The following is a 3,448-nucleotide window of genomic DNA, read 5'->3' on the forward strand; positions in this document are numbered from 1 at the left end:
GAGCCGGCGGGCCGCGGCGCACGAGGATGATCCGTATCCGCGGCGGATCTCCGTATCCGCGGCGGATCTCCGATCCGCGGCCTTAAGGCTTTGAAACTTTCAGAAATCGGACAATTGAGCTCGCAACCGGAAATCCGCCCAGGTCGTTACGCACGGCGTGAGGCGCGCAGCAAGCTCACGCCGTCAGCCTACCACGACCTCGCTGATCTGGATGACCGGGGTCTGGTCGGTATAGTTCGGGATGTCTCCCATGATCTCCTGGACGTGCGGACCAAAACCAGCCTGGAATGCCTCGATCGAGTCGCTGAAGATGTGGCACATTCCGACATAAGTCGCCGGCGCGCCGGGTGCTCCGCCCGCAAGGCCCTTGTCCACCGTATAATACTTGCACGCTTCGCCCAGGCGGGCTTTCACCAGCGGCATATGTTTGTCACGATAGTAGTCGTGGTCGAAGCGTGCCCCAGGTGTATTGGGATACATTACGCTTACCTTGATCATGGCGTTCTCCCGGTTTGACATGCGCCGGTTGAACTCCGGCGCGATTTTGGACTCTGCGTCAGATTTGCAGATGCCGCAACTCCGAAGACGCGGACAGCGGCGCGGCTGCGCAATGCTGCGCCTGCCGCCAGCGCCTCAGGGCCGGTGCCGATATCGCGGCTTGTGCCGGGTGGCCGGCGATGGCCGCACCATGGGTTGTGCCGGCTGCTGGCGCGATTCCTGAAGCCGCCGCTGATAGCCCGGAGAGTCCATGATGCTGGCGGCGCCGCCCCTAGCAAAAACCGGTTCGCTCATCATAAGTATTGCCGCAAAGGCCGCGACGACCGCCAAACCCCCTTTGCCGGAATTGTTCATATCGAGTTCCCTTCGCAAGAGCCCCCCGCGAGGCGAAAATGGATTGTGCGGCTTGGTGCGGTCAAGCCGAGAATGACCGCGTGCGGTCGGCGACCTCGACGGTGGAGGCCTGACTGGGCCGGCCTCAGGCCGCGGTCGCGACGGAATCCCCGGTCGCAACATCGTCAGCATCGTCCAGCACCAGGGCTGATGCCGGACACGGCACGCCGAACAGGTAGCCCTGGACCAGGGTAACGCCGGCGTCCCGAAGAATGGCGAACTGTTCTTCGGTTTCGACGCCCTCGGCCACCGTCTCGGTTTTCAGGCTGCGCCCCAATGCGATAACCGCCGCCACGATTGCGGCATGATCGGCGCGCTTGATCATGTTCATGGTGAAGGATCGATCGATCTTTATCTTGTCGAAAGGGATCGTCGTGAGATAGGTGAGCGACGAGTAGCCGGTACCGAAATCATCGAGGGCGATCGAAATCCCGAGCTTTTTGAGCCTGCGTATCAGCCTGACGCTGTCGGCGTCGCCCTTGAACAGCGCGGTCTCGGTGATTTCCAGCTCCAATCGCTCCGCCGGCAGCGAGGATGCGGCAAGAATGTGCCGAACGCTTTGAAACAGATCGGCCTTTGTCAATTGGACCGGCGACAGATTGACGGCGACCTTGATATGTGACGGCCACTTCACCGCATCCAGACAGGCCCGTTGCAGGATCCACTCGCCAAGTGGAACGATCAGGCCGGTCTCCTCCGCCAACGGTATGAACTTGTCGGGCATCACCAGACCGCGTGTCGGGCTGCGCCAGCGTACCAGCGCCTCAAAACCCGCCTGCCGACGTGTCCCGGCATCGATCAGGGCCTGATAGTGCAGCTCGAACTCGCCGCGCGATATCGCCAGGCGCAGTTCATCCTCCAGCGCGCGCCGGCCGTCCATGGCTGCCATCATCTCGGCTTCGAACAGGCGGAAGCCGTTTCTGCCGGCTTCCTTGACCGCGTAGAGCGCGAGATCGGCCATCTTGAGCAGATCCGAGCTGTTGTCGGCGTGTTCCGGAGCCAGCGCGATGCCGATGCTGCAACCGACGGAGACGATGTTCCCATTGAGATCGTATGGTTGCGAAATAAGCTTCAGGATGCGGGCGGCCAGACTTGTTGCGCCTTCGCGCGGCTTTTTCTCGCCCGACTGAATGATGGCAAATTCATCGCCGCCCAAGCGGGCGAGCACATCGGTTTCACGCAGGGAAGACTGCAGCCTTTGCGCGGTCTCGCGCAGCAGCTCATCTCCGGCGGGATGCCCCAGGGTGTCGTTGACGTTCTTGAACTTGTCGAGATCCATCATGAACACACTGAAGGGTTCGCCATGGCGCTGCAGGCGCGCGACGGCGCTCTCGAGTTGCTCGGTGAAAAATGCCCGGTTCGACAGACCGGTGAGCACATCATGGTGCGCGAGAAAGCGAATATGGCGGTCGGCCTCATGACGCTCGGTGATATCTTCATGAGCTGAGATCCAGCCGCCATGGGGCATCGGCTGACGGGTGACGAAAATAGTTTGTCCGCTGATCAATTCAACGACCGCCTGCTTGCGTTCGCCGCTTTCGATCATCTCGGCTCTAGCCGATAGATATTCATCGCGACCGACGCGAGGAAATCTGCTCGATTTGAACAGATGATCCATCAGTTCAGTCAGGCTGATCCCGGGCCGCGTCGCCTCCGGCGGCAGATTGTAGATATCGCGATATTTCTGATTGGCGACGATGAGCTTCTTGTTGCCATCGAACAAGGTTACTCCGAGCGAAATATTGGCCAATGCAGCATCCAGTTGGGTGTGCGCGGTTTCCAGCTCCATGTTCTTGGTGGTCAACAAAGCCCCGGAGGACTCCAGCCGATCGACTTGCCGCGCGAGGTGCCGCAGCAGCCCGACCAGGCCGACGATGGCGGCGGCCGCTCCGAGCACGAGCCACTGGACTTGTCGAGGCCAATCGACCAGGACGTCGGTCTCGGCGACGGAGGCCTGCACGACCAGCGGCAGATCTTTCAAGGGGCGCGCGAACGCAACAATCCGCTCTTGCGTGAAATAATCGCCGGCATGATAGGCACCGCCGCCTTGCGCGACGGCCGCATGCCATGGGGTTTTGGCCGGGATCAGCCTGCCGATCTCCTCCTCCCGATGCGGGAAACGAACCAGAACCATGCCATCCCTTCGGAGCAGCGAAACCGAACGGCGGGCGGGCATGGCCCCGCTATAGAATGCCTCGATCGAAGCAAGGGAAATCTCCGCGGCTACGATTCCGGCGAAGGCGCCGTGAGGGTCGTTTATCCTGCGCGACAGAATTGCAGTCCACTTGCCGCTCCCCTTGGTTTTTGTCGGAGCGCCGACAAAGGAATTGCGATCGTTGGTCGCACTGAAGTTGGTGAAGAAGTCCTGCTGACTGACATCCCGATCGATGGCAACCGCGGACCCGAAGGAATTCTGCACGATGCCGTGGGAATCGATCATCGCCAGCCCGTCCAAAAACGGGATTCTCTGGCTCGAACTTCCAAGCAGATCGAAGCTGGCTCGGCTTTGCATGGCGAGCCCGATCGCATCGGCGGTCGCGACGGAATCCGAGGTCAG

The 3,448-nt window shown here is 61.0% G+C and carries 2 protein-coding genes; both read right to left on the minus strand.

Going from position 1 to position 3,448, the window contains the following annotated elements; all coding sequences use genetic code 11:
- Positions 1 to 183 precede the first annotated feature (183 nt).
- Complete coding sequence (locus ABSG20_RS32705) at positions 184 to 498, minus strand: EthD family reductase (RefSeq protein ID WP_423868582.1); 315 nt, start codon at positions 496 to 498, stop codon at positions 184 to 186.
- 478 nt (positions 499 to 976) lie between these two features.
- A partial coding sequence (locus ABSG20_RS32710) for a bifunctional diguanylate cyclase/phosphodiesterase (RefSeq protein ID WP_423868583.1) occupies positions 977 to 3,448 on the minus strand: 2,472 nt, incomplete at its 5' end.

Origin of the sequence: Bradyrhizobium sp. (assembly GCF_049512235.1) — a bacterium.
Lineage (GTDB): Bacteria > Pseudomonadota > Alphaproteobacteria > Rhizobiales > Xanthobacteraceae > Bradyrhizobium.